The following is a 24,205-nucleotide window of genomic DNA, read 5'->3' as shown; positions in this document are numbered from 1 at the left end:
TGCCGGGCTTTTTCGTGTCCGGACTCCGTTCCGGGATCTTCCGGATCCGGGCCTGTCTGGATCCCGACTCCCGCGCCAGGACCCTCGCGAGCCGTTGGCCAGTGTGGCTTTTCTGCGCCCCCTCGCGGCCGATCGCGTCCGGAGGGTTTAAAGTTAAGCTTAACCCTCTTCCGCCACGATTCCCCGTCGCGCTAGTGTGGGCGGATTCCTCAGATGGAGTGGCTCGCACCCGGCCTTCGGGCGGATGCGGGAAGGGCGCGTTTTGGCGCCTCATCGAAGATTCGTGGAGGCGGGACGGATCATGAGGGTCGATCGAACGGCGCGCGCGCTCGTGTGCGTCGGCTCTCTCGTCGTCGCTGTAAACGCGCACCCGGCGCACGCGATCGCGGCGGGCCTGGACGCCAGCGCCGTCGCGGCGGGCTTCGGGCAGCACACCCACAACGCCGCGGGTCTCGCGATCCTGATCGGGCTGACGGTCTTCGCGACCATCGTGGCCCTGCTGCACATGCGCGAGCGCAGCCGCTGGACACGGCGCGAGCGCGACCTCCTGAGCGAGCTTGCGATGCTGCGCGGCGCCCACGACCGGGCCGAGATGCTGCTCAACGCCGAGCGCCAGATCCTCGTGACCTGGTCCGGACGCGGCGCCCCGACCGTCGAGGGCGATACCGGCCTGGTCGACGGCAAGCGGATGCCGGGCGATGTCCATTCGGCCTTCCTGGCCTTCGAGACCTGGCTGCACGCGGTCGATGCCGACGCCCTGAACAGCGCCGTCGAGACCCTCCGGGCGCGCGGGACCGGGTTCCGCCTCAGCCTGCGCGCACAGAACGGGCGCTTCATCGACGCCCACGGGCAGGCCCTGTCCGGCCGCGCCGTGCTGCGCCTGCGCGAGACCACCGACGAGAAGCGCGAACTCATCGACCTGCGGCTGACCCTTTACGAGGCCAAGCGTGGCTTGTCGGCCCTGAGCTGCCTGCTCGACGCGATTCCCCAGCCGGTCTGGCGCCGCAACCGCGACGGCGTCCTCGCCTGGGTGAATCTCGCCTACGTGGCGGCGGTGGAGGCCGGCACGCGCGAGCATGCCCTCGAGGGCGGCGTCGAACTCCTCGACCGGCAGGCGCGCGACCTCATCGCCCGGGACGAGGGCGCGCGTCTCGCCACCGGCGGACGGGCCGCCCACAGGCTTTCCGCCGTGGTGGCCGGCGGGCGGCGGACCCTCGACGTCAGCGAGACCGCCATCGAGACGGGCCGCGTCGGCATCGCGGTCGACGTCTCGGAGCTGGAGAGCGTGCGCGCCGATCTCCAGCGCCAGATGGACGCCAACGTCCGCACCCTCGACCAGCTCCCCACCGCCGTGGCGATGTTCGATGCTCGCCAGCGTCTGATCTTTCACAACGCCGCCTACCGCCAGCTCTGGGGCCTCGATCAGGCCTTCCTCGACGGCCGCCCCCTCGACGGCGAGATTCTCGATCGGCTCCGCGCTGCCCGGAAGCTGCCCGAGCAGGCCGACTTCAAGTCCTGGAAGGCCGACGTGCTCGCCGCCTACCGCGCCGTGGAGGCCAACGAGGCCTGGTGGTACCTGCCCGACGGGCGGTCGCTCCGCGTCGTCGCCGATCCCAACCCGCAGGGTGGCCTGACCTACCTGTTCGACGACGTGTCGGAGAACATGAAGCTCGAGTCCCGCTACAACGCGTTGATGCGGGTTCAGGCCGAGACCCTCGACACCCTCAAGGAGCCCGTGGCGGTGTTCGGCGCCGATGGCCGGCTCACCTTCGCCAACCGCGCCTTCGCCACCCTGTGGCGCCTCGACCCCGAGACCCTGGGCGAGCGCCCGCGCGTCGATGCGGTCATCGCCGCCTGCCAGACCCTCTCGCCCGACGAGGATCCGTGGATCGACATCCGCGGCGCCATCACGGGCCTGGAGAGCCGGGCCGGCCTGACCTGCCGCCTGGAGATCGTCGACGGCACCGTGCTCGACTGCGCCGCCCAGCCCCTGCCCGAGGGCGCGACCCTGCTCACCCTGATCGACGTCACCGCCAGCGTGAACGTGGAGCGGGCGCTGACCGACAAGAACGATGCCCTGGAGCGCACCTCGCAGCTGCGCGACACCTTCGTGAACCATGTCTCCTACGAGCTGCGCTCGCCGCTCACCAACATCATCGGCTTCACCCAGCTTCTCGGCGACGAGACGGTGGGCGCCCTCAACGAGCGCCAGCGCGAGTATTCCGGGCACATCATGCGCTCGTCGGGCGCGCTGCTCGTGATGATCAACGACATCCTGGACCTCGCTTCCATCGACGCGGGCTCCCTCGAACTGACTCGCGAGGTCGTCGACGTCCGCGCCACCGTTGACGCGGCGGTGCGCGGGCTGGAGGACCGGCTCGCCGATTCCGCCATCACCCTCGACCTCGACGTGCCCGACGACGTCGGCACTTTCGTCGCCGACGGCAAGCGCGTGCGACAGATCCTGTTCAACCTCCTGTCGAACGCCGTCGGCTTCTCGTCGCCCGGCCAGCAGGTCCGGGTCGAAGTCCGGCGCGACGCCTCCGAACTCACCCTCACGGTGGTGGACCAGGGCCAGGGCATGCCGCCCGAGGTCGCCGCGCGGGTGTTCGATCGGTTCGAGAGCCACACGCTGGGCACCCGCCATCGCGGCGTCGGCCTCGGGCTCTCCATCGTGCGCTCCTTCGTGGAACTGCATGGCGGCCGGGTCAGCCTCGATTCCGAGCCCGGCGTTGGCACCCGCGTCACCTGCTCCTTCCCCATCTCCGAGAAGGCCGCCCATCAGGATGCCGCCGAGTAGGTGGATACCGCGGCCGGTCCCCCCTGCGTCGCTTTGGGAGCCTTCGGCAGGGTCCGCGATTTGGTTAAGGATGCTCCGCTATGAACGCGAGGATCCGTGCGATCCCGCCGATCGCGGCCGAGGAGGAGTTGGGCGTTGAACGAGGATGGTGCCGACACGCCCCGGCGTGAGGTGAAATCGGCCTGGGAGATCATGCTCCCCGACGAGAGCGCCACCGAGGATCTCGGCCGCTTCCTCGCCGAGTTCCTGGTGGCCGGCGATATCGTCGCCCTGTCGGGCGGTCTCGGCGGTGGCAAGACAACGCTGGCGCGCGCGCTCATCCGCGAACTCGCGGCGGACCCGACCCTCGACGTGCCGAGCCCGACCTTCACGCTGATCCAGCCCTACGAGGCGGCCGACGGCCGCGCCATCGTGCATGCCGACCTCTACCGGCTGCGCAGCCCCGACGAGCTCGTCGAACTCGGCTTCGACGAGATGGCCGAGACCGCCATCACCCTGGTCGAATGGCCCGAGCGCCTCGGCCCCCGCGATGCGCCGATCCTGTCCATCGACCTCTCCCTGCGGGCCGAGTTCGGCGACGGCGCCCGCTTCGCCCGCATCGACGGCAGCGGCGGCATGGCCGGGCGCCTACGCCGGGCGCGGGCCCTGCGCGTGCTCCTCGTCCGCAGCGGCTGGGACGAGGCGACGCGCATCGCCATGCAGGGCGATGCCTCGTCGCGGGCCTACGAGCGCCTGGTGAAGCCCGACGGCAAGAGCGCCGTCCTGATGATCTCGCCGCCCCGGGCCGACGGGCCGCCGGTGCGCAACGGCCGCCCCTATAGCGCCATCGTCAAGCTCGCCGAGAGCGTGCACGCCTTCGTGGGCGTCGACCGTGGCCTGCGGGCGCTCGGCTTCTCCGCCCCCCGCATCTACGGCGAGGACCTCGCCGAGGGCCTGCTCATCATCGAGGATCTCGGGTCCGAACCCGTGGTCGATGCGGCCGGCCCCCGGCCGGAGCGCTACGCCGAGGCGGTGCGCCTGCTGGCCAAGCTCCACGCCACCGAGCTGCCGGGCGTTCTGCCCGTGGCCGACGGCATCGACCACGTGCTGCCGCCCTACGACCTCGAGGCCCTGGTCTTCGAGACCGAGCTGCTGCCCGACTGGTACTGCCCGGCGATCCGGGGCGCCGAACTTCCGGGTTCGGCCCGGTCCGAGTTCGTCTCCCTCTGGGCCGAGGTCCTCGACAGCATCACCCCGGCTCGCCCGACCTGGACCCTGCGTGACTACCATTCACCCAACCTGATCTGGCTGCCCGAGCGGGAGGGGCTGGAGCGCATCGGCGTCATCGACTTCCAGGACGCGGTGCTCGGCCACCCGGCCTACGACGTCGCCTCGCTGCTGCAGGACGCGCGGGTGGATGCCTCCGCTGAATTCGAGCTGCGCCTGCTCGGCCTCTACGTGCGCGAGCGCCGGGCCCGCGAGCCCGACTTCGACATGCACGCCTTCGCCCGGGCCTACGCGGTGCTGGCGGCCCAGCGCGCCACCAAGATCCTCGGCATCTTCGCCCGTCTCGACCGCCGCGACGGCAAGCCCGGCTACCTCGCCCACCTGCCGCGCATCGAGGGTTACCTCGCGCGCAACCTCAACCATCCGGCCCTGACGCATCTGCGCCTCTGGCACGAGGCCAACCTGCCGCATCTCGTGCCGAAGCCGGCCGCGGCCGAGCCGGGTGAGGGAGCCTGAAGGACCCGCGAGACCCCGGCGCGGGCCGCCGCATGGCAGCCCGCGCCCGCCCGAGACCTTCCCGACGAGACGAAGCCGATATGTCCGACACCCTCCCCATCACCCGCGCCTTCGTCCTCGCGGCGGGCCTCGGCAAGCGCATGCGCCCCATCACCGCGACGGTGCCCAAGCCCCTCGTGGAGGTGGCCGGGCGCGCCCTCCTCGACCACGCCCTCGACCGGGCCGCCGAGGGCGGCATCACGCAGGCGGTGGTCAACGTGCACTACCTCGCCGACCTCATCGAGGGGCACGTGGCCAAGCGCCGGAGCGCCCCGGACATCGTGATCTCCGACGAGCGCGCCGCCCTGCTGGAGACCGGCGGCGGCGTGAAGAAAGCGCTCCCCCTCCTCGGCGACGGGCCGTTCGTGGTCTTCAACGCCGATTCCTTCTGGCTCGAAGGGCCGGATTCCAATCTCGCCCGCCTCGTCGCCGCCTGGGACCCGGAGGCGATGGACATCCTCCTCCTCGTCGCCCCCACGGCGACCAGCCTCGGCTACGAGGGCGGCGGCGACTTCGTCATGGATTCCGGAGGGGCGCTGGAGCGGCGCGGCGAGCGCGAGGTGGCGCCCTTCATCTATGCGGGCGTCGCCATCCTGAAGCCCGGCCTGTTCGCCGACACCCCCGAGGGCGCGTTCTCCCTCAACCTCCTGTTCGACCGCGCCATCGCGGCCCGCCGCCTGCACGGCCTGCGCCTCGACGGACAATGGCTCCACGTCGGCACGCCGGAGGCGATCACGGCCGCCGAGGCCCGCGTGAAGGCGAGCGCACAGCACGCGCTCTGAGGCGCGGGCGCCCGGCCCGTCGGGCCGCCCATTCCAGAACGGCGGGATTGGTGGCATGGAACATCGATGCCGATTTCCGATGCCGCCGGATCCCACGTCTTCACCATCCCCCCCGGGGCGCCCTTCCTGGAGACCCTCGCCGAGGCGCTGATCGCGGGCCGGCTCGTGGGCGACATCGGCGCCGATCCGTTCGCGCTCGCCTCCGTCACCCTCTACCTGCCGACGCAGCGCGCCGTCCGAGCCCTCTCGGCGATCCTGGCCGCCCGCCTCGGCCACGCGGCGCTGCTGCCGCGCATGGTGCCCCTCGGCGAGGCGGACGAGGCGGAGCTCGATCTCGCCGCCAACCCCCTCATCGAGAACGGCCCCGACGTGCTCGCCCCGGCGATGCCGCCCCTGGAGCGCCGGCTGATCCTGGCGCGCCTCGTCCAGAGCTGGGCGGAGGCGGTGGACCGCACGCTGCTGCCCATCGACGACGACGTGCCCTTCCTCGTCCCCTCCTCGCCCGCCGACGCGATCGGCCTCGCCGCCGACCTCGAACGGCTGATGGATGCGCTCACCGTCGAGGGCCTGCCCTGGGCCGAGATCGGCAGCGCTGTCGAGGCCGAGTACTCACGCTATTTCGGCCTGACCCTGGATTTCGTGAAGATCGCTGCCGAAGCCTGGCCCGGCATCCTCGCTGAGCGCGGCATGAGCGACCCGGTCTCGCGGTCGCGAAAGCTGGTGCTCGCCGAGGCCGAGCGCCTGGCTCGGGATCGTCCGGCCGAGCCCATGATCGTCGCGGGCTCCACCGGCTCGGTTCCGGCCACCGCCCGGCTGATCGCCGCCGTGGCGGGCCTCCCGCGCGGCGCCGTGGTGCTGCCGGGTCTCGACGGCGAACTCGACGCCGCCGGCTGGGACGCCATCGAGACCGGCGAGGGCTTTTCGCGCGAGACCGCGCACGGCCATCCGCAGGCGATCCTGCACCGCCTGCTCGGGCCGGGATCCCTCGCCCGCGACCGGGCCGACATCGTCGGCCTGGGCGCGCCGTCCGCCGACGCCCGGGCCCGCTTCGCCCTGCTTTCGCAGGCCCTGCGCCCGGCCGAGACCACCGAGGCCTGGGCCGAACTCGATGCGCGCGCGCGCGCCGACCTCGCTGAGGCGGGGATGCGGGGCCTCGCCCTGGTCGAGGCCGCCGACGAGCGCGAGGAGGCACTGGTCATCGCCATCGCCCTGCGCGAGACCCTGGAGACTCCCGGCGCCACGGCGGCGCTGATCACCCCCGACCGGGGGCTGGCGGTGCGGGTCGCCGCCGAACTCGCCCGCTGGGGTATCGTCGCGGAGGATTCCGGCGGCGAGGCCCTGTCGCGCAGCCGCGCGGGGCGCCTCGCGCGCCTCGCCGCCGAAGTCGCGGCCGACCTTCAGCCGGCCCGGCTGATCACGCTCCTGTCCCATCCCTATGTGCGCCTCGGCATGCCGCGGAGCGACGTGGTCCGGGCCGCCGCCGCCCTGGAGATCGGCGCCCTGCGCGGGCCCGCGCCGGCGCCGGGCTTTGCCGGATTGCAGCAGGCCCTGGCTGACCAGCGCGCCGGCACCGGGCGACGGCCCCGCGCCAAGCGCCGCCTTACCGAACACGACTGGGACCTCGCCGCCGACCTCCTCGACCGGCTGCAGGTGGCCTTCCACGGCTTCCTCGACGTGGATCATCGCGGCGTCGGCAACCTCGTCGCCTACGCCGCCTGCCACCGCGCCACCTTCGACCGGCTGATCGACGCGGCCGAGGGCGAGCCCGTCGACGATGCCTCCCTCGGCGTGATCGACAGTCTGTTCGACGATCTCGAACTGGCCGAGCCCGGCCTGCTGCCCGGGCGCTTTTCCGATTACCCGGCCTTCTTCAGCGCGCTGGCGCGGGAGCGGCTCGTGGCCTGCAGCGACGGGCGCCCGCACCCCCGCCTGCGCATCCTCGGCCTCCTGGAGGCGCGCCTGATGCACGTCGACCGCGTGGTGCTCGGCGGCCTCGACGAGGGCGTCTGGCCGATGAAGACGACAACGGACGCCTTCCTCAACCGGCCCATGCGCGAGCGCATCGGCCTCAACCCGCCCGAGCGCCGCATCGGCCAGAGCGCGCACGATTTCGTCCAGGCGCTCGGTCATCACGACGCGATCCTGACCCGCGCCGCCAAGCGCGAAGGCGCCCCCACCGTGCCGTCGCGCTTCCTCCAGCGCCTGCGCGCCTTCGCGGGCGAGGCCCGCTGGACCGAGGTGACCGAGGCCGGACGCCGGTACCTGAGCTATGCCGCCGCCCTGGACCAGGGCACCGGCCCCGCGCAGCCGCGTCTCAAGCAGCCGAAGCCCCGGCCCGACCCGGCCCTGTTCCCGCGTTCCCTGAGCGTCACCGAGGTCGAGACCCTGGTGCGCGACCCCTACGTCATCTTCGCCCGGCACGTGCTCGGCCTCGATCCCCTCGATCCCGTGGCGGCCGAGCCGGGCGCCGCCGATCGCGGCACCCTGATCCACGAGATCCTGGGGCAATTCGCCGAACGCTACCCGGAGACCCTGCCGGACGGCACGTTGGCGGGCGAGCACCTCGCCAGTCTGGCCGCGAACGCCTTCGCGTCGATCAACGACACCTATCCCTCCCTCTACGCCGAGTGGTGGCCCCGCTTCGTGCGCCTGTCGGAAAAGTTTCTGGACTGGGAGGCCGAGCGGCGCGGGCAGGTGGCGAAGGTCCATCCGGAGATCTCCGGCAAGTGGGTGATTCCGATGGGCACTGAGAATTTCACCCTGCGGGCGCGCGCCGACCGGATCGAGCGCAACCGCGACGGGGGCGCCTGCATCGTCGATTTCAAGACCGGCCTGCCGCCGAGCAACAAGGAGGTCTTCGCCGGCTTCTCGCCCCAGCTCACGCTGGAGGCGGCGATGCTCATGGCCGGCGCCTTCGACGGCTTTCCCGCCAGCACGCTGACGCCGGACCTCCTCTATGTGCACGCCTCGGGCGGCCGCAAACCCTTCGAGCCGCTGGCCGTGAAGCCCCCGCGCGGCGAGGAGCGCGAGGTCGCCGCCATCGTCGACGAGCACGTCGCCCGTTTCCGGGGCCTCGTGGCCCGCTTCCTGGCCGGCGAGGCCGCCTACACCTCGCGGCCATATCCGAAATACGCCAAATCCTACGGCGACTACGACCACCTCGCCCGGGTGCTCGAATGGTCGCTCGGCGGCGAGGGGGAGGGCTGATGTCCGTGCGCGAAGCGTTCGTCGTCGACGATCTCACCAAGGACCGTCAGCGCAAGGCCGCCGATCCGCGCGCCTCGGCCTGGGTCTCGGCCAATGCGGGGCCGGCAAGACCAAGGTGCTCACCGACCGGGTGGTGCGCCTGCTCCTCGACGGGGCGCCGCCCGCCCGCATCCTCTGTCTCACCTTCACCAAGGCCGCGGCGGCCAACATGTCGATCCGCGTCTTCCGCGTGCTCGGGCGCTGGGTGACCCTGGACGACGCCACGCTCACGGCCGAACTCACCGAACTCACAGGGGAGCGCCCATCGCGAACGACCCTGCGGGTGGCCCGGCGGCTGTTCGCCCGCGCGGTGGAGACCCCCGGGGGCCTGAAGATCGAGACCCTGCACGCCCTCTGCGAGCGGCTCCTGCACATGTTCCCGTTCGAGGCGAACGTGCCGGCCCGCTTCGTGGTGCTCGACGAGACGCAGGCCGCCGACGCCTTCCGCATCGAGACCGGCAACGTGCTTGCCGACGCCATCGGCGGTCGCCATCCGCATCTCGGCGAGGCGCTGGCCGTCGTCGGCCCCGAGGCGACGGGGGATGCCCTGCGCAAGGCGATCCGCAACGCCATGCGGGCCCGTGACGTGCTCGACGGCCGCGCCGGCCTCGACGGTCCGTTCGCGGGGCTCGCCGAGGCCCTCGGCGTCCGCCCGGGCGAGACCGCCGACGCGATCGAGGCGCGGATGCTCGACGGCGTCCTGGGGGATCTCGGCGCGCTGGCCGCGCGCCTGCGCACCGGCAAGGCCACGGATGACGGCATCGCCGACCGGCTGCTGGCGGTCGAGGCCGCCGGGACGCGCTCGGACGCCCTCGAGACCTATCTGGGCATCTTCTTCACCAAGGAGGGCTCGCCGAAGGCCGACAAGAGCCTCGGCACCAAGGCCGTGCCGGAGGACGTGAAGAGCGCACTCTGCGAAGAGCGGGACCGCCTGGAACCCCTGCGGGATACCCTGCGGGGCGTGCGCGCCCTGGAGCGCACCCGCGCCCTGTTCACCCTGGCGGGCGAGATCCACCGCCGGGTCGAGGCCCAGAAGGCCCGCCTCGGCGCCCTCGACTTCGACGACCTCATCCACAAGACCCTGGACCTCCTCGGCCGGGTCGATTCCACCTGGGTTCTGTACAAGCTCGACCGCGGCGTCGACCATGTGCTCATCGACGAGGCGCAGGACACGAACCCGCACCAATGGGAGATCCTGCGCCGGATCACCGCCGAGTTCGCCTCCGGCGAGGGCGCCCGCGAGGTCGCCCGGACCCGCTTCGCCGTCGGCGACCCCAAGCAGTCGATCTACAGCTTCCAGGGTGCCGAGCCCCGCGAGTTCGAGACCACTCGCCGGGCCTGGCAGCGGGCGACCGAAGGCGCGGGCCTCGCCTTCGCGGACGTGAACCTCACGCTGTCGTTCCGCTCGGCCGGGGGCGTCCTGCGCGCGGTGGACGCGACCTTCGCGATCCCCGAGCACTACGAGGGCCTCTCCTTCGACGACACGGCCGTCGGCACCGACCACAGCACGGCGCGGACGTCCGCCCCCGGCACGGTGGAGCTCTGGCCGATCGAGGAGCCGGCGGACGAGCCCGAGCCCGATGCCTGGGCCGCCCCCGTCGACGCGCCGGAGACCAACGCGCCCGCGATCCTCACGGCCCGGCGCGTGGCGCGGGCGGCGCTCGCCTGGATCACCACGGGCGACGAGACCGGCCGGGTCTGGCGCCCGGGCGACATCCTCATCCTGGTGCGCAAGCGCTCGGCGGCCTTCGAGGAGGTGATTCGCGCCATGAAGGCCCTGGGCGTGCCCGTCGCCGGCCAGGACCGCCTCGACATCGCCGCCCATATCGCCGTCAACGACCTCGTGGCGGTGGGCCGCGCCGGACTCCTGCCCGCCGACGACCTGACCCTGGCCGGCGCCCTGAAGACGCCGCTCGTCGGCCTCGACGACGACGACCTCGTGCGCATCGCGGCGCGCCGCGAACTGCACGAGACCCTGGAGGACGCGCTCGCGCGACACGCCGCCGGCGGCGACCCGGCCGCGATTCGCGGTCACGCGGCCCTGCGATCCTGGATCGATCTCGCGGCCTGCGAGGGACCGTTCGGGTTCTACGCCACGCTGCTGGGCGCGCGGGGTGGCCGGCGTGCCCTGGTCTCGCGCCTCGGCGGCGAGGCGGGCGATGCCATCGACGTGTTCCTGATGACCGCGGCCCAGGCCGAGCAGGGCACGGACGCACCGTCCCTTGGCGGCTTTCTCGCCCGCTACGACACCGTGCCGGGGCGCGGGGAGGGCGGCCACACGGTCAAACGCGACCTCGAATCGGGCCGGGACGAGGTCCGGGTGATGACCGTCCACGGCGCCAAGGGGTTGGAGGCGCCTGTAGTGATCGTCATCGACGGCTGCGAGACCCTCGGGCGCAACGATCCGCCGCTCCTCGCGATGGCACCAGGAACCCTGTCGGAGCCCCGATTCGGGCATGGCGCCAGCCCCCTCCCGCCGATCTGGGCCGGTGCCAAGGCTGGCGATTGCGCGGCCGTGACAGAGGCCCGCGCCGCCCTGCAGGCCCGCGCCCGCGAAGAGCACAACCGCCTCCTCTATGTCGCCATGACCCGGGCGGCCGATCGCCTCGTGGTGGCACCTTATCGCGGCCACGAGGCGCCGACGGAGGCGGCCTGGTGCGAGATGATCCGCAGTGGGATGGAGCGCGCCTTCGGCGCGGGCGAGGTCATCGAGGCTCGGTATGGCCCGGCCACCCTGTGGCGCGAGGGCGGCGCCGTGATCCCGGCCGAGCGCACCGCTCCGGCGCCCCCGCCGCGGCCCGCGCTTCCGGCCTGGCTCGAAGCGCCCGTGCCCTCGGAAACAGATGCGGCGCCTCCGGTGACGCCCTCGCGCGCCCTCGGCGCGGCCGATACCCGCCGCGAGCCGGGCCGGCGCCAGGCCGACAGCGAGGCGCGCCGGCGCGGCACCCTGATCCATTCCCTCGTCGAGCACCTGCCCCGGATCGAGCCCGGCCAACGCGAGGCGGCGGCCACCAGCTTCGTGCGCGCCCGCGCCCCGGCGCTGGAGCGGCCCAAGCAGGCGGCCATCGTCAGCGCGACCCTGCGCCTGCTGGAAGAGCCCGATCTCGCGCCGCTCTTCGCTCGCGATGCCCGGGCCGAGGTGACCCTCTCGGGACGGGTGACGGCAGGGGGCGTCGCCCGCCCGGTCTTCGGCCGGGTCGATCGCCTGGCGATCTCGGGCGACACGGTCTGGGTGGCGGATTTCAAGACGGGACGGCCGCCGGCGCCGGGAGCCCCTCTGCCCCGCGCGGAGGCCGGGCAGATCGCCCTCTACGCGGCGCTGCTCGCCGAGATCTACCCGTCGCATCGGGTCGTCCCGATGCTGGTCTGGACCTCGGGGCCGACGATCCGTCGGCTTTCGGCCGACGAGATCGCGGACGCCCTCGAAGCCCTGGCGCAGCGCGCCGCGTGAGGCGCGTCGAGGCGGACTTGCCTTGGCACGCCAACGCAAGTCCGCCTCGAGTTTGAGTGTATCGCAGATTTTTGTCGCGAAACCGGCGACCAGTATTGCGAAAGCTGCTTAGCGGCGTCCGCCTGCTGCCCTGCGGCGCGGCGGGGCGCCGCCGGCATCCTCCTCGAACAGTTCGGCGAGCTTTTCCGTCATCGCGCCGCCGAGTTCCTCGGCATCGATGATGGTCACGGCGCGGCGGTAGTAGCGCGTCACGTCGTGGCCGATGCCGATGGCCAGCAGTTCCACCGGCGAGCGCGTTTCGATGTCCTCGATCATCCAGCGCAGGTGACGCTCGAGATAGTTGCCGGGATTCACCGAGAGGGTGGAATCGTCGACCGGCGCGCCGTCCGAGATCACCATCAGGATCTTGCGCTGCTCGGGGCGCGCCAGCAGACGCTTGTGCGCCCAGTCCAGCGCCTCGCCGTCGATGTTCTCCTTGAGCAGGCCCTCGCGCATCATCAGCCCGAGGTTCTTGCGCGCGCGCCGCCAGGGAGCGTCCGCCGACTTGTAGACGATGTGGCGCAGGTCGTTGAGGCGGCCCGGCGTGTTCGGCTTGCCGCCGGCCAGCCACGCTTCCCGCGACTGTCCGCCCTTCCAGGCCCGTGTGGTGAAGCCGAGGATCTCGACCTTGACACCGCAGCGCTCCAGCGTGCGCGCCAGGATATCCGCGCAGGTCGCCGCCACGGTGATCGGTCGCCCGCGCATGGAGCCGGAATTGTCTAGCAACAGCGTGACCACCGTATCGCGAAAATTCGTGTCCTTCTCGCGCTTGAAGGAGAGCGGCTGGAACGGGTCGGTGACCACGCGCACGAGGCGGGCGGGATCGAGCTGGCCCTCTTCGAGGTCGAAGTCCCAGGCGCGGTTCTGTTGCGCCAGGAGCCGGCGCTGCAGCCGGTTGGCAAGGCGCCCCACCACGCCCTGGAGATGGGCGAGCTGCTTGTCGAGGTAGGTGCGCAGGCGCGCGAGCTCCTCCGCGTCGCAGAGGTCTTCGGCGTGGATGATCTCGTCGAAGCGCGGGTTGAAGACCCTGTACTCGGGTCCGCGCGGCTCGTTGGTCTTCTGCGACGGCGGCCGCCACGCTTCCGAAGCCTCCTCCGAATCGGCGTTCTCGGCCTCATCGGGCAACTCGCCGGAGGGCGCGTCGGCGGCCTCGGTGGCGCCTTCCTGCAACTCGTCGGTCGCCTCTTGCGAGGTCTCCATCTCGGAGCGGTCGCCCTGCGACTGCTCCTCGGCTTCGCCCTCGCTCGGGGTCTGCTCGTCGTCCTGGGCCTCGTTCTCGTCCTCGTTCTCGTCGTCCTCGGGGTCGAACGGCGTCTCGTCCGCCATGTCCAGGGAGGTGAGGAGGTCGCGCACCGAGCGGGCGAAGGCGCGCTGGTTCTCGATGGCACCGATGAGGCCGTCGAGACTCGGGCCGGCCTTGTCCTCGATGTGCGAGCGCCAGAGATCGACGATCTTCTTGGCGGCCGCCGGGGGCGCCGCCCCGGTCAGGCGCTCACGCACCATCAGGGCGACGGCATCCTCCATCGGAGCGTCGGCCCGGTCCGTGATGTCCTCGTACTTGCCGCCGCGATGGTAGCGGTCCTCCAGCATCGCCGAGAGGTTCGCGGCGACGCCGGCCATGCGCCGCGAGCCGATCGCCTCGACGCGGGCCTGCTCGACGGCGTCGAACACCGCGCGGGCCCCGGCATTCTCCGGCGCGAGGCGGCGGTGCACGGCGACGTCGTGGCAGCCGAGGCGCAGGGCCATCGAGTCGGCGTTGCCGCGCAGGATCGCCACGTCCTCGGGCGTCAGCTTGCGCGGAGGCTCTGGCAGGCGCGCCTTGTCGCCGGTCAGGGCCGGCCGGTCGCTGGCATAGACCACCTCGATCTCGGAACGCTTGGCGATGGCGCGCAGGCACCCGGCCACCGAGCGCTTGAGCGGTTCGGCGACGGGCTCGCGCCGGTCGCCGGGCTTGCGGTTGGAGATCGACATGCGGGTCGACGGCTTCCTCGAAACGGGTGGGGCGGGGTCAGCTCAAGGCGACGTTGACGGCGCTCTCCGGCAGATCCTTGCCGAAGGCGCGCTGGTAGAATTCGGCCACCAGGGTCCGCTCCAGCTCGTCGCACTTGTTGAGGAAGGTGACCCGGAAGGCGAAGCCGATATCCTTGAAGATGTCGGCGTTCTCGGCCCAGGTGATGACCGTGCGCGGGCTCATGACCGTGGAGAGGTCGCCGTTCATGAAGGCGTTGCGGGTCAGGTCCGCCACGCGCACCATGCGGTTGACGATGTCCCGGCCGTTGTCGCGCCGGTAATGCACGGCCTTCGAGAGCACGATGTCCACTTCGCGGTCGTGGGGAAGGTAGTTCAGGGTGGTGACGATGGACCAGCGGTCCATCTGCCCCTGGTTGATCTGCTGCGTGCCGTGATAGAGGCCGGACGTGTCGCCCAGACCCACCGTGTTGGCCGTGGCGAACAGGCGGAAGGCCGGGTGGGGGCTGATGACCCGCTTCTGGTCGAGGAGCGTCAGGCGGCCCGAGAGCTCGAGCACGCGCTGGATCACGAACATCACGTCGGGCCGGCCGGCATCGTACTCGTCGAAGACGAGCGCGACGTTGTTCTGAAGCGCCCAGGGCAGGATGCCGTCCTGGAAGGCCGTGACCTGCTTGCCGTCCTTCACCACGATCGCGTCCTTGCCGACGAGGTCGATGCGCGAGACGTGGCTGTCGAGGTTGATCCGGATGCAGGGCCAGTTCAGGCGCGCGGCCACCTGCTCGATATGAGTCGACTTGCCGGTGCCGTGATAGCCGGTGACCATCACGCGGCGGTTGCGGGCAAAGCCTGCCAGGATCGCCAGGGTGGTCTCGCGGTCGAAGATGTAGTCTGGATCGAGGGCGGGCACGTGCTCCTCGCTTTGCGAGAAGGCCGGCACCTGGAGATCGAGGTCGATGCCGAAGGCCTCGCGCACGGAGACGGTCCGGTCGGGCAGCGAGGCGGGCGTGACGTCAGAAAGCATAAGGACCTCGTCGGAGCGCGGGTGCCGGGTCTTCAGGCACGAACCACGCAGGCTGTGTCGGGTTCTGGTGTCCGCCGACTCGATTCTCGAGCCGCGCGCGACCGCCATCTAAGGGTCGGCGCCGGGAAGCGCCAAGGGACTTGGCCACGATATAGGGCTTCGCGCGGCAATTGCCCCCCATCGAGACCGATCGGTGCGGTGAAAACCTGCATCGATCGTGCCGCGGTGACGCGGATGGTCAGCAAAGACCGGCGGTGCGCAGGGCGTCGTGCGCCCGGATGATGTCCCGCAACCGCTCCTCGAAGGAGCGGTCGCCGCCGTTCGCGTCGGGATGGAAACGCTTCACCAGGACCTTGTACTGCGCCTTAATCGCGGCGGAATCGGCGTTCTCGTCGAGGCCGAGCACGTCGAGGGCCTTGAGCGTGGCGGCCGAGTGCCGGGGGCGGCGCGGCTCGGGCGCCTTGCGGCGCGCGGTCTCACCGACACCCTCGGCGCGCAGGATGTCCAGCGGGTCGACATAAGCCCAGTCGCGCTTGGGCGCGCCCTTGCCCTTGGCGCGTCCCTCGGCTGTGGCGGGGTTCACCCCCATCGCCCAGGTCGGGCGGTGCCCGATGATCGCGTCCTTCTGGTAGGCCTGCACGGCGGCATCGTTCATGCCGTCGAAGTAGTTGTAGGTGGCGTTGTAGGCGCGCACGTGGTCCATGCAGAAGCGCCAGTACTGCCCTTCCGCCTTGCGGCCCTTGGGCGCGCGGTAGAGCCCGGCATTCTTGCACCCCGGGGTCTCGCAGGTCTGGGCCGCGGCCGTCTTCGGCTCGTCGCAGGACGGCTTGATGCGGATGCTGTCGAACAGGGGCGAGTTGAGATCCATGATGGGGCGATTATGAGGGGGCGGTCCGCAGACACAAGAGCGGCGGGCCTGATGCCGCATGCGGCCGCCGGGGGTTGACGCGTGAGACCGCACGAAGGCTCCCGCGCCGGGACAATGGAGACGCCGATATGAGCGAGACCGGAACCCTGAAGGCGTGGATCGCCGAGACGCTGCAGGCCGAACTGGCGCCGCAGGTTCTCGAGGTGATCGACGAATCCCACCTGCACGCGGGCCATTCGGGCGCGCGGCCGGAGGGCGAGACGCATTTCCGATTGAATGTGGTGGCCGCCGCCTTCGAGGGGAAGAGCCGGGTGGAGCGCCACAGGCTCGTCAACGCCGTCCTCGACCCGGCCTTCAAGCGGGGCCTGCACGCGCTGGCGCTGCGCGTCCGCACGCCCGCCGAGGCCATCTGAGGATCCGCCGCCGTGGCCCTGCAATGCACGCCCCACATCGCCATCGACGAGGCGGAGCTGGAGGAGACCTTCGTGCGCGCCTCGGGCCCCGGCGGGCAGAACGTCAACAAGCTCTCCACGGCCGTGCAGCTGCGCTTCGACGCCCGGCGCTCGGCCTCCCTGCCGGATGCCGTGGCGGTGCGGCTGATGCGGCTGGCGGGCCGGCGCCTCACCGTGGACGGCGTCATCGTCATCAGCGCCCAGCGATTCCGGACGCAGGACCGCAACCGGGCCGATGCCCGCGAGCGGCTGGCCGAGCTGGTGGCGGAGGCGGCAGTGCCGCCGACGCCCCGGCGCGCCACGCGCCCGACGCTCGCCTCGAAGAAGCGCCGCCTCGACGACAAGTCGAAGCGGAGCGCCACCAAGCGCCTGCGCGGAAGCGGCGTCGACTGAGCCCGAGGGCTCAGATCTTGCGGGTTCAGATCTTGGCCGCCGCCGTGCCGTCCGGCGGGTGCGTCTCGACCTCGCCGCTGACGTAGCGGCTGCCCGGCTTCACGATCGTCAGCACCAGCGCGATGAGGGCCAGGAGCGCCGAGACGGCGGCCGGGAACAGGAAGGCGTCCTCGCCGTACCGCAGCTGCAGGAAGCCGCCGATCACCGCGCCGGTGCTGAGCGCCGCCCAGAGGGGGGCCTGGATCCAGAACGAGGGCGCGACGGTGCCGAGCATCAGGTTGGCGAGGCCGGTGCCGAACCGCACCACCGCGCCGGTGACGTAGGTCAGCGCGAGGCTGCGGCCGCCCTCGTCCTGCAGGGTCGCGTTCTGGAGGCCGAGCGCGATCACGATGGGATAGGCGTGGAGCGGGAACGCGAAGGTCCCGTGCGGCACGATGAGGCCGATGGTGAGGAGCACCGATTGCAGGAGCAGCAGCACCGAGAGGCGCCAGCGCCCGACCCAGGCGGCGATGAGCGTCCCCGCGAAGGCCCCGAAGCAGAACAGCACGATGACGGAGGCGACGCGCGAGGTGCTCTCCCAGTCGAACCGGCTCACCGAGACGCCGAACCGCGTCGTATTTCCGCTCATGAAGGACATGAAAAGCTGCGAGAATTCGAGGAAGCCGATCGAGTCGGCGCAGCCCGCCACCGCCGAGAGCGCCAGCGCGAAGGGGATGCGTGTCGCGGCGCTCGCGGGGAACGACTTGTTCTGCGTCTCAGCCATAGGTCTGCTAATCCTCCGTCCCGTGTGGCGGTTGAACTACGGTGGCGTAAGGCCGCGCCCGGTGCGGAGCCGGACCGCGCGGCGAGGCCGCGGGCGGGGTGCACCGATGCATCCGGGGCAACAGTCACGCTCCGGTTTGGTTCAACCGCTTCGTGCGCCAGCGCTCAAGGGCGACAACGCAAACGTGAACGGTCCGGACGCCGGGCCACGATGACCCGGCCGGGCACGTCGACGCCGTTCTCGCGCCGCGCGACGGCCGGCTCGAAGCGCTCGAGATCGAGGCCCGCCGCCGCCAGGGTCTCCCGCACCAGCGCGTCGCCGTGGGCGTAGCGCGCGTCCGGTCCCAGGTTCAGCCCGTCGCCGGAATGCGACTGCACCGTGAAGGCGAGGCGTCCGCCGGCACGCAGGACGCGGGCGCTGCCGGAGACCATGCCGGAGAAGTCGCTGACGTAGATCACGACGTCGGCGGCGAAGATGCATTCGGCCGAGCCGGTCTCCTCGGCACCGAGTACCGCCACCAGCTCTCCCTCCACCAGTCGCTGATAGAGGCCACGCCGCCCGGCCTCGGCCAGCATGCCGGGCGAGAGGTCGATCCCGGTCAGGTGCTCCGGCCGGCCGGCGAGGGCGGCCCCGACGAGCCCGGTGCCGCAGCCGAGGTCGATCACCCGCCCGAGGGGCGTCCCCGGGCCCGCTACGGCGTCGAGGGCGTCCACCACGAGGCCGTGGCCGCGATAGGACAGGCCCTCGACGAGGTGGCGGTCGAAACGCGGCGCGTAGGCGTCGAACAGCGCCCGGACGTAGCCCGGCGAGATCGCGGTGGCGGCCTCGCCGGCGCCGATCCGCACCAGGGCGAGGCGGGCGCCCTGTGCATCCTCGGGGTCGATGTCGAGGGCGGCGGCGTAGGCGCGCAGGGCCGCGTGGTGGTCGCCCGCCTGTCCGCCCCGCAGGTAGCGGGTCTCGCGAGCCAGACCGAGGAGGAACCAGGCCGGGGCGAAACGCGGGGCGATCTCCAGGGTCTGCTCCGCCATCTCGGCGGCTGCGTCGGGGTCGCCGTCGTCGAGGCAGCCCTGGGCATAGTCGTAGCGCCGGTCGGCACGGAGGTCGCCGGAGGTGATCGTATGGGACATGAGGCTGCGCGGGTGCGTCGGGCGCCCTATATGGCGCGCCAATGAGTTTCAGCGCCAGCGATCTTCTCACCCTGACCCGCGAGGGCCTGTACTGCCCCCTCGGCGGCTTCCATGTCGACCCGACCTGGCCGGTACCGCGCGCCCTCATCACCCACGGGCATGCCGACCATGCCCGGGCCGGCCACGGCCGGGTGCTGGCCACGGCTGAGACCCTGCGGATCATGGCGGTGCGCTACGGGGCGGATTTCTGCGAAAGCCGGCAGGAGGCGCCCCTCGGCCAGGAGATCCGGATCGGCGACGTCACCGTGCGCTTCGCGCCGGCCGGGCACGTGCTCGGCTCGGCCCAGATCGCGATCCAAGCGCAGGGCGTCCGGGTCGTCGTCTCGGGCGACTACAAGCGGGCCTACGATCCGACCTGCCTGCCCTTCGAGGTGGTGCCCTGCGACGTGTTCATCACCGAGGCGACCTTCGGCCTGCCGGTGTTCCGGATGCCGGACACCCGCGACGAGGTAAAGAAGCTCCTCGATTCCGTGGCCCTGTTCCCCGAGCGCGCCCACATCGTCGGCGCCTACGCGTTGGGCAAGGCGCAGCGCGTGATGGCGCTCCTGCGGGAGGCCGGCTACGACCGGCCGATCTACCTGCACGGCGCGATGGAGAAGCTGACCGAACTCTACAAGCAGGAGGGCATTCCGCTCGGCGAGACCCCCAAGGTCGTCGCCGCCGAGCGCGCCAAGCTCCACGGGGCCATCGTGCTCTGCCCGCCCTCCTCGATCCAGGACGTCTGGTCGCGCAAGTTCCCCGATCCCGTCACCTCCTTCGCCTCGGGCTGGATGCGGGTGCGCGCCCGGGCCCGGCAGAAGGGCGTCGAGCTGCCGCTCTGCATCTCCGACCATTCCGACTGGCCGGACCTCTGCCGCACCATCCGGGAGACCGGGGCCGGCGAGGTCTGGGTCACGCACGGGCAGGAGGACGCCCTGGTGCACTGGTGCGGGACGCAAGGCATCGCGGCCAAGCCCCTGCATCTGCTCGGCTACGGCGACGACGGTGAATCCGAGCCCGCCGCCGCAGCGGAGGAGGCCGCGTGAACGACTTCGCCCACCTCCTCGACCGCCTCGCCTATGAGCCGCGCCGCAACGCCAAGCTGCGTCTGTTGCAGGACTATTTCACTCACGCCCCCGATCCGGAGCGCGGCTACGCGCTGGCCGCGATGACGGGCGGCCTCACCTTCCGCGAAGCCAAACCCGCGATGATCCGGGGTCTGGTCGAAGCGCGGATCGACCCGGTGCTGTTCGGGCTCTCGCACAACTACGTCGGGGATCTGGCCGAGACCACGGCCCTGATCTGGCCGGCGCCGAGTTTGAACCCTCCCCCCGCAGAGGGGGGAGGGGAATTGCGCGTCGGCCCCGGCCACAACAATCCGCCGCCGCACGTGCCTACCCTGGCCGAGGTGGTCGAGACGCTGGGCACCGTGAAGAAGGCCGACCTCCCCGCCCGCATCGCCGCGTGGCTCGATGCGCTCGACGAGACCGGACGCTGGGCGCTCCTCAAGCTCATCACCGGCGCGCTGCGCGTCGGCGTCTCGGCGCGGCTGGCCAAGACAGCCATCGGGGCGCTCGGCGGCCATGAAGCCGACGCCGTCGAGGAGGTCTGGCACGGGCTGGAGCCGCCCTACGCCACCCTGTTCGCCTGGGTCGAGGGCCGGGCCGAGCGGCCCACCACCCTGAACCCGGCGCCGTTCCGGCCGCCCATGCTCTCCCACCCCATCGACGAGGCGGGCGATTTCGAGAAGCTCGATCCGGTGGCCTTCTCCGGCGAATGGAAGTGGGACGGCATCCGCGTCCAGCTGGTCGGCGGGCGCGACGCGGACGGCGCGCAGGTCGCCCGCATCTACTCGCGCACCGGCGAGGACATCTCCGGCGCCTTCCCGGATCTGGCCGAGGCCATCACCTTCTCGGGCGCCATCGACGGCGAATTGCTGATCCTGCGCGAGCAACGCGTGCAGAGCTTCAACGTGCTCCAGCAGCGCCTCAACCGGAAGGCCGTGACGCCGAAGCTCCTGGAGGAGTTCCCCGCCCATGTCCGCGCCTACGACCTGATGCAGGCGGACGGCGAAGACCTGCGCCCGCTGCCCTTCATGGAGCGCCGGGCGCGCCTCGAAGCCTTCGTGGCCGCCCTCGACCATGCTCGGATCGACCTCTCGCCCCTGGTGCCGTTCGCGACCTGGGAGGATCTTGCCGCGGCCCGCGCCGACCCCGCCGCCGTGGGGGCGGGCGCGGATGCCGACGCCATCGAGGGCATCATGCTGAAGGCCCGCGACAGCGCCTACCTGCCCGGCCGCCCGAAGGGCCCGTGGTGGAAGTGGAAGCGCGAGCCGTTCCGGGTCGACACCGTGATGATGTACGCCCAGCGGGGCCATGGTAAGCGCTCGTCGTTCTACTCCGACTACACCTTCGGGGTCTGGCGGGCGCGCGAGGACGGCAGCCCGGAGCTGGTGCCCGTCGGCAAGGCCTATCACGGCTTCACCGACGCGGAATTGCAGAAGCTCGACCGCTACGTCCGCAACAACACCACCAAGCGCTTCGGCCCGGTGCGCGAGGTCGCCTATGGGCTCGACCACGGACTCGTGCTGGAGATCGCCTTCGAGGGCGTGCAGCGCTCGACCCGGCACAAATCCGGGGTCGCCATGCGATTCCCGAGGGTGGCGCGCATCCGCTGGGACAAGCCGGCGGCGGAGGCGGACCGGATCGAGGCACTCGAGACCATCCTGGCGCGCGGGATCAGCGAGATCGCGCCGGGCGAGACCCTGAAGGAGGCGGGCGCATGAGGCATTCGGGCCAGAATCCGGGCAAGATCGGCGCGCTGCAGGGCTTGTCCGCCGGCCCGGTCGCGCGGCAGGCCGGCGCCACGCTCACGGTGACGACGCCGGGGCAGGGGTTCACGGACATCACCCGGGCGGTCGCCGAGTTCCTGGGCCAGAGCGGCATCGCGACGGGCCTCGTCACCGTGTTCTGCCGGCACACCTCGGCCTCCCTGACGATCCAGGAGAATGCCGATCCGGACGTGCAGACCGACCTCCTCACCGCCCTCGATGGTCTGGCGCCGCGCCATGCCGGCTACGTGCACGGCGCGGAGGGGCCGGACGACATGCCCGCCCACATCCGCACGATGGTCACGGATGCGACCCTCGGGGTGCCCGTCGTCGGCGGACGCCTCGCCCTGGGAACCTGGCAGGGGATCTACCTCATCGAGCACCGCGACCGGCCGCATCGGCGCGAGATCGTCCTGCACGCGGTCGGGGCGTGAGGCGGTCGCGCTTCGGAAGCCCCCGGGACGTGCGTGCGAGGCCGGATTGACCTGCGGCCGACGGGCAGGCAGACGGGCACGGAGCCCTGGATGCGCCGGTGCGGCGTGAGGGCCGGTCGTCTCCATCGCAGAGGTGTCCCGTGGCGGATGAAACGGACGACCCGACGACGCCCGCGCGGGCTTTCCCGCCGCCCTGGACCGTGGCCGAGCGGACCGGCAGCTTCTGCGTCGAGGATGCGGACGGCCTCGCCGTCGCCTGGACCTACTTCTCCGACGATGCGGATCAGCGCGCCGCCTCGGGCTTGATGAGCCGCGCGGAGGCGCAGCGGATCGCCAAGGCGGTCGCGATGGTCCCCGAGATGCGCACGATCATCCGCTCGCTGCAGGATGGCCTGGCCGAGGCGGATGCCGAGGGACCGCGGGACTGACCCCATGCCGGCCGTGTCTAGCGGGAACGGCGGGCTTCTGCGAGGGCGGTCGGACACGATCGACCGGAGGCCGGGCACCGGGGAGCATGAACCGGAGCCCATGAGAACCGGAGGTCATGAGAACCGGAGGCCATGACATGAACGGGCTCAACCTCGATTGGGTCGAGGCCATCGGATATCTCGGCACCGCGCTCACCATCACCGCCTCGGCGATGACGACCATGATTCCGCTGCGGATCATCGCGCTGGTCGCCAGCGTGGCGGTCATCACCTATGGCGGGCTGATCGGAAGCTGGCCCGTCGTCCTCACGGAGGCGATCCAGATCCCGTTCAACGCCTTCCGCCTCTGGCAGATGGTCCGCCTTGTGCGCCAGGTCGAGACGGCGGCCGACGGCGACCTCTCCCTCGACTGGCTCAGGCCCTTCGGAAACACGATCCGCTTCAAGGCGGGACAGACCGTGTTCCGCAAGGGGGAGGACGCGAACGAGATGTACTACGTCGAGGGCGGCGTCTTCCGCATTCCGGAATACGGAATCGAGGTGCGGGCCGGCGGCGTGGTGGGCGAACTCGGGCTGCTCTCGCCGGGCAACACCCGCACCGCCTCCCTGGTCTGCGTCGAGGCGGGACAGGCGCTGCGGATCTCCTATTCGGAGGTCAAGCAGCTCTACTATCAAAACCCGGAATTCGGCTTCTACTTCCTCAAGCTCACCAGCGAGCGTCTGTTCCAGAGCGCCCAGGAGGGTGCGCAGCCCCTGCATCCGGCCGCGATCCCCACGGCCAGCGAGGCGCTCTGAGGCCGCCGAGCGGCGTCAGCCCCCGGCCATCACCAGCGCCCAGAACCGCTTGTAGCGGGTGCCCGGCGCATCGACCCGCGCGATGCCGACGCGCTTCAACTGGGGCATGAGCATGTTCTTGTTGTGCTCGGGCGAGGCTTTCCAGCGGGCCAGCACCTCATCGAAGGTCGCCGAGCCGGCGCTGAGGTTCTCGGACGCGTAGGTCCGGCCGAAGCCAGCCTCGGCCATGCGGGCATTGAAGGTGCCGCCGATCTCGTGGCTCAGCCGGCCGGCCTTCGCATTCGTGCCAGCCTGGTAGGAGGCGGCCCGGATCAGGCTCGAATCGATGACGACCGGGCCGAGCCCGTGCTGCGCGCGGTAGCGCGAGATCGCGGCGGCGGCCGCCTGCTCGTCGAGGATGACGAGGCTCGTCGGCTGGTCCGGGGCGAGGAGGCTCGGTGCGCCGCATCCCGCCAGCATGAGCAGGACGGACAGGCCCATGACGGAGCCGCCGAGGCGGGCGCCGCGCGAACAGGGACGACGGGGAAGGGGATGGAGAAGGGTAGAGAGGTTGCGCATCGATGCGGGCGGATCTCGGTGGGGCGGTTGGGCGTCCCTCGCCTTGCCCTCCGATACGGCGAAAACACGGCGTCATCGCCCCGCCCCCACACGGGCTCCTGCCCCTGTGTCCCGGGCACCACGGGAGAGCCGCGTCAGATCCGCGTCCCACGGTCGCGCAAGGGTGCGCCGCAGCGCCACCCGGTGATGCGGAACTCAGGGTGCGTGTCGATCCACCGTGCCAATTGCGGCTGGGCGACGTGCAGGCAGGCCGGAGCATCCTCCACGTCCAGGGCGAGCTTCCGTGATTCGCAGGTGTCCGGCGCGCGGGCGAGGCAGGCGGTGAAATACAGGAAGAACACGCCCGACATCCGTCGCCCTCCGGCAAGATCCAGAGGAAAAGAGTAGGGCCGCAGGCCTGAAAAGCGAGATGGGTTGGCCCGAAGGCAATGGCGCGGGCGACGGGACT

At 71.5% G+C, this 24,205-nt stretch carries 18 protein-coding genes and 1 pseudogene; 12 read left to right on the top strand and 7 right to left on the bottom strand.

The window, feature by feature from the left end; translation table 11 throughout:
• Window positions 1–301 precede the first annotated feature (301 nt).
• The 5 genes and pseudogenes from MFF30_RS01075 (at window position 302) to addA (ending at window position 12,040) form a co-directional block, all read left to right on the top strand.
• The gene (locus MFF30_RS01075; RefSeq protein WP_238275455.1) at window positions 302–2,800 is read left to right on the top strand and encodes a sensor histidine kinase; all 2,499 of its coding nucleotides are present in this window, start codon (window positions 302–304) and stop codon (window positions 2,798–2,800) included.
• Between the two features lie 192 nt (window positions 2,801–2,992).
• Entirely contained in the window at window positions 2,993–4,522 is a 1,530-nt protein-coding gene (gene tsaE, locus MFF30_RS01070) for a tRNA (adenosine(37)-N6)-threonylcarbamoyltransferase complex ATPase subunit type 1 TsaE (RefSeq protein ID WP_238275559.1), read from the top strand.
• A gap of 80 nt (window positions 4,523–4,602) precedes the next feature.
• Window positions 4,603–5,343, top strand: coding sequence for a nucleotidyltransferase family protein (locus MFF30_RS01065; protein WP_238275453.1), 741 nt, complete (start codon window positions 4,603–4,605; stop codon window positions 5,341–5,343).
• A gap of 66 nt (window positions 5,344–5,409) precedes the next feature.
• Complete coding sequence (gene addB / locus MFF30_RS01060; RefSeq protein WP_238275451.1) at window positions 5,410–8,550, top strand: double-strand break repair protein AddB; 3,141 nt, start codon at window positions 5,410–5,412, stop codon at window positions 8,548–8,550.
• Window positions 8,550–12,040: pseudogene (gene addA / locus MFF30_RS01055) on the top strand (double-strand break repair helicase AddA). The gene addB and the pseudogene addA overlap by 1 nt, the downstream one beginning before the upstream one ends.
• Before the next feature lie 108 nt (window positions 12,041–12,148).
• Here addA and cobT read toward each other — a convergent pair.
• The 3 genes from cobT to MFF30_RS01040 all read right to left on the bottom strand — a co-directional run bounded on the left by cobT (window position 12,149) and on the right by MFF30_RS01040 (window position 15,939).
• Complete coding sequence (gene cobT, locus MFF30_RS01050) at window positions 12,149–14,050, bottom strand: cobaltochelatase subunit CobT (protein ID WP_238275449.1); 1,902 nt, start codon at window positions 14,048–14,050, stop codon at window positions 12,149–12,151.
• Between the two features lie 37 nt (window positions 14,051–14,087).
• Window positions 14,088–15,071, bottom strand: a complete 984-nt coding sequence (gene cobS, locus MFF30_RS01045; RefSeq protein WP_238275446.1) for a cobaltochelatase subunit CobS — start codon at window positions 15,069–15,071, stop codon at window positions 14,088–14,090.
• Between the two features lie 238 nt (window positions 15,072–15,309).
• Window positions 15,310–15,939: a J domain-containing protein gene (locus MFF30_RS01040; RefSeq protein ID WP_238275444.1), complete on the bottom strand. Its 630-nt coding sequence runs from the start codon at window positions 15,937–15,939 to the stop codon at window positions 15,310–15,312.
• 128 nt (window positions 15,940–16,067) lie between these two features.
• Between MFF30_RS01040 and MFF30_RS01035 the strand changes: the two genes are divergently transcribed.
• Together MFF30_RS01035 and arfB are read left to right on the top strand one after the other, a co-directional pair.
• Complete coding sequence (locus tag MFF30_RS01035; protein ID WP_238275442.1) at window positions 16,068–16,352, top strand: BolA family protein; 285 nt, start codon at window positions 16,068–16,070, stop codon at window positions 16,350–16,352.
• A 12-nt stretch (window positions 16,353–16,364) separates the two neighbouring features.
• Window positions 16,365–16,784, top strand: coding sequence for an alternative ribosome rescue aminoacyl-tRNA hydrolase ArfB (arfB, locus tag MFF30_RS01030; protein WP_238275440.1), 420 nt, complete (start codon window positions 16,365–16,367; stop codon window positions 16,782–16,784).
• Between the two features lie 25 nt (window positions 16,785–16,809).
• Here the strand turns inward: arfB and MFF30_RS01025 are convergent, their stop codons facing one another.
• Together MFF30_RS01025 and MFF30_RS01020 are read right to left on the bottom strand one after the other, a co-directional pair.
• On the bottom strand, window positions 16,810–17,547 hold the full coding sequence (locus tag MFF30_RS01025; RefSeq protein ID WP_238275438.1) for a YoaK family protein: 738 nt from the start codon (window positions 17,545–17,547) through the stop codon (window positions 16,810–16,812).
• 164 nt (window positions 17,548–17,711) lie between these two features.
• Entirely contained in the window at window positions 17,712–18,674 is a 963-nt protein-coding gene (locus MFF30_RS01020; RefSeq protein WP_238275436.1) for a methyltransferase domain-containing protein, read from the bottom strand.
• A gap of 41 nt (window positions 18,675–18,715) precedes the next feature.
• Between MFF30_RS01020 and MFF30_RS01015 the strand changes: the two genes are divergently transcribed.
• From MFF30_RS01015 to MFF30_RS00995, 5 genes are all read left to right on the top strand, one after another.
• Window positions 18,716–19,759 carry a ligase-associated DNA damage response exonuclease gene (locus MFF30_RS01015; protein WP_238275434.1) on the top strand — a complete coding sequence of 348 codons (1,044 nt, stop codon included), beginning with the start codon at window positions 18,716–18,718 and terminating at the stop codon, window positions 19,757–19,759.
• Window positions 19,756–21,498: a cisplatin damage response ATP-dependent DNA ligase gene (locus MFF30_RS01010; protein WP_238275432.1), complete on the top strand. Its 1,743-nt coding sequence runs from the start codon at window positions 19,756–19,758 to the stop codon at window positions 21,496–21,498. The genes MFF30_RS01015 and MFF30_RS01010 overlap by 4 nt, the downstream gene beginning before the upstream one ends.
• Window positions 21,495–21,977 (top strand): secondary thiamine-phosphate synthase enzyme YjbQ, encoded by a 483-nt coding sequence (locus MFF30_RS01005; protein WP_238275431.1) that lies wholly within the window; start codon window positions 21,495–21,497, stop codon window positions 21,975–21,977. The genes MFF30_RS01010 and MFF30_RS01005 overlap by 4 nt, the downstream gene beginning before the upstream one ends.
• Before the next feature lie 140 nt (window positions 21,978–22,117).
• A complete protein-coding gene (locus MFF30_RS01000) occupies window positions 22,118–22,405 on the top strand; it encodes a hypothetical protein (RefSeq protein WP_238275428.1) in 288 nt (95 codons plus the stop codon).
• A gap of 137 nt (window positions 22,406–22,542) precedes the next feature.
• Window positions 22,543–23,199, top strand: coding sequence for a cyclic nucleotide-binding domain-containing protein (locus tag MFF30_RS00995; protein WP_238275426.1), 657 nt, complete (start codon window positions 22,543–22,545; stop codon window positions 23,197–23,199).
• A 15-nt stretch (window positions 23,200–23,214) separates the two neighbouring features.
• Here the strand turns inward: MFF30_RS00995 and MFF30_RS00990 are convergent, their stop codons facing one another.
• Together MFF30_RS00990 and MFF30_RS00985 are read right to left on the bottom strand one after the other, a co-directional pair.
• Window positions 23,215–23,679, bottom strand: coding sequence for a CAP domain-containing protein (locus MFF30_RS00990; protein WP_373320817.1), 465 nt, complete (start codon window positions 23,677–23,679; stop codon window positions 23,215–23,217).
• A gap of 212 nt (window positions 23,680–23,891) precedes the next feature.
• A complete protein-coding gene (locus MFF30_RS00985; protein ID WP_238275424.1) occupies window positions 23,892–24,107 on the bottom strand; it encodes a hypothetical protein in 216 nt (71 codons plus the stop codon).
• Between the last annotated feature and the right edge of the window lie 98 nt (window positions 24,108–24,205).

It is taken from the genome of Methylobacterium goesingense, from assembly GCF_022179225.1.
In the GTDB taxonomy this organism is placed as follows: domain Bacteria; phylum Pseudomonadota; class Alphaproteobacteria; order Rhizobiales; family Beijerinckiaceae; genus Methylobacterium; species Methylobacterium goesingense.
This window is presented reverse-complemented; position numbering and strand designations above follow the sequence as displayed.